A 1,894-nucleotide genomic window follows, 5' to 3' on the forward strand; every position below is an offset into this window, starting at 1 on the left:
AGGTAATAGAGAGTATCACAGCCCTTATGTACCAATGCTTTCAGAGGCATTGGGGTACTTAATTTGGTATATTAATTGATAGTGGTTGGTAGCTTTGACTTACTGACTTTGGGACACATGGTTACACAATTTGGTAGACGTGTTTTTCTCTTTCGACACTTGGACAATTTTAGAATTCTCACTAGCCTTCAGGAAAACCATTATAATGAACTCATTAAGCCATACTTTTCAGCATAATTTTTCTAAATTACTTTCCAATGATTCTCTTTCTTTCCAAACACAAGATGGACTTGTTGACCGTCAAGAATCAAAAGAAAGAAGACCATATCAACTGAGTGATTCGGCGCTTAGAAATGTTCCTCCGGCTAACCCCTATGGCGGAAATAAAGTAAAACTTAAAAGCTCACTGGTCTTTGCCGATTACTCTCTAAGTATTCAATCACTTCGACTATTGAACTATGCAATGAGTTGTTTTGACAACGAGCCTTATTTCACTGCCAAAAGATTCTGTAAAGAGGATGATCACAAGACACTGGAGTGGCACTATGAATTTATTGAAGACCGAACCATTCTAATTCCAGCGACGGAGGCTATAAGAATTATCCAGTCAGGAAAGAAGACAAGCAATAACTACAAAGTGCTCTACAAGGCTGTTGATGAGCTATGCCAAGCAGATATTTTGTTCAAGGAGAAGCGAAATGGTGTTATTAAAACTAAACCAGCTAAGATTACAGACACCGTTTATGTGCATAGGTGCGATGTAAAAAAACAGAAATTTGTTGTTTTGAGTTTTTCCCTAGATTTTATGTCAGCTGTCGTTGCTGAAAGCGGCTATCAAACATGTAATTTACCTACTATTAACTCTTTTAGTTCGTCATATGCTGCACGCTACTATCATTGGTTTTTAAATGGTCTTCACAAACGGGGATTTGAGTTAAGAGTTGAAGAGATAAGACAACGGTTTGGGCTTGATGAAGCCTCACATCAGAAGCACTTCTTCAAGCGTCTAGTTGAGCTACCAGTAAACGAAGTTACTGAAAAGACAAATCTTCAAGTCGATATTGAGAAAATTAAAGACAACCAGAGAAGGGGGAATCCTCTTGTAAGAATTAAGTTTACAGTTAGTTATGATTTGCCTTGATAAGCATTTATCGATAAGCATTTATCATTAGAAGCACATAGACATGCTTATAAGAAGATATCCCTATCAGAACTGACAGATTATTCTAACTTGCTTCTTTCCTATTTAAATCTACTCAGTTGTGTGCTCGCACCCCATAAACAGGTGAGTAAAGGTTAGAACGGAATATGAATGTAGATGTTGAGCCTGTGAATACAATAGTGTGAATGCAATAAGTCCAATTAAATATAAAATAATGAGACTCCTCTTCATTACTATTTAATTCTGAAGAGGCGTCTCCCTGATAGGAGTGTCTCTCGAAGCTGGCTCTCCTACGCAAATGTAAAGTGCTTCGTTACTACCAGCTATTCGGGCTGATTAGGTCAGCACCAGTCCCGCCGCCTAGTGCGTAGAAGATTGAGAAGAATGCCCAAGCAACACCTAGACCACAACCTATCACAATCAAAAGCATTATATCGGATAAAAGAACCCACGGATTGTCAATAATCTCCTTAAAATACGCCACAATTTTTCTAAATATCCCAATATCTAGAAAGCATGTAGCCATAATATTTAAGACTTTATTATCAACAATTTTTTTACCAATCAAATTGCCTGAATGTTGCTTTTTTGAACTCTTAGACTGACTACTAAATCTATTTATTAGGCATTCATGAGTAACCATAGGAGTAATAATGGTTAGTGGAAAAAGAATAACTGACAAACCTAATGCAAAGTACCCATTAATAAATGATTGAGACCACACCCCTAACT

2 protein-coding genes are annotated in these 1,894 nt (G+C 37.1%); one reads left to right on the top strand and one right to left on the bottom strand.

The features are described from left to right. The first annotated feature begins 205 nt into the window (after window positions 1-205). Window positions 206-1,141, top strand: a complete 936-nt coding sequence (locus BZG83_RS16370) for a replication initiation protein (RefSeq protein ID WP_077482137.1) — start codon at window positions 206-208, stop codon at window positions 1,139-1,141. Between the two features lie 337 nt (window positions 1,142-1,478). Here the strand turns inward: BZG83_RS16370 and BZG83_RS16860 are convergent. Continuing rightward, the coding region (locus BZG83_RS16860; RefSeq protein WP_158074991.1) for a hypothetical protein at window positions 1,479-1,894 on the bottom strand (416 nt) is incomplete at its 5' end.

It is taken from the genome of Salinivibrio sp. PR919 (assembly GCF_001995355.1).
Lineage (GTDB): Bacteria > Pseudomonadota > Gammaproteobacteria > Enterobacterales > Vibrionaceae > Salinivibrio > Salinivibrio proteolyticus.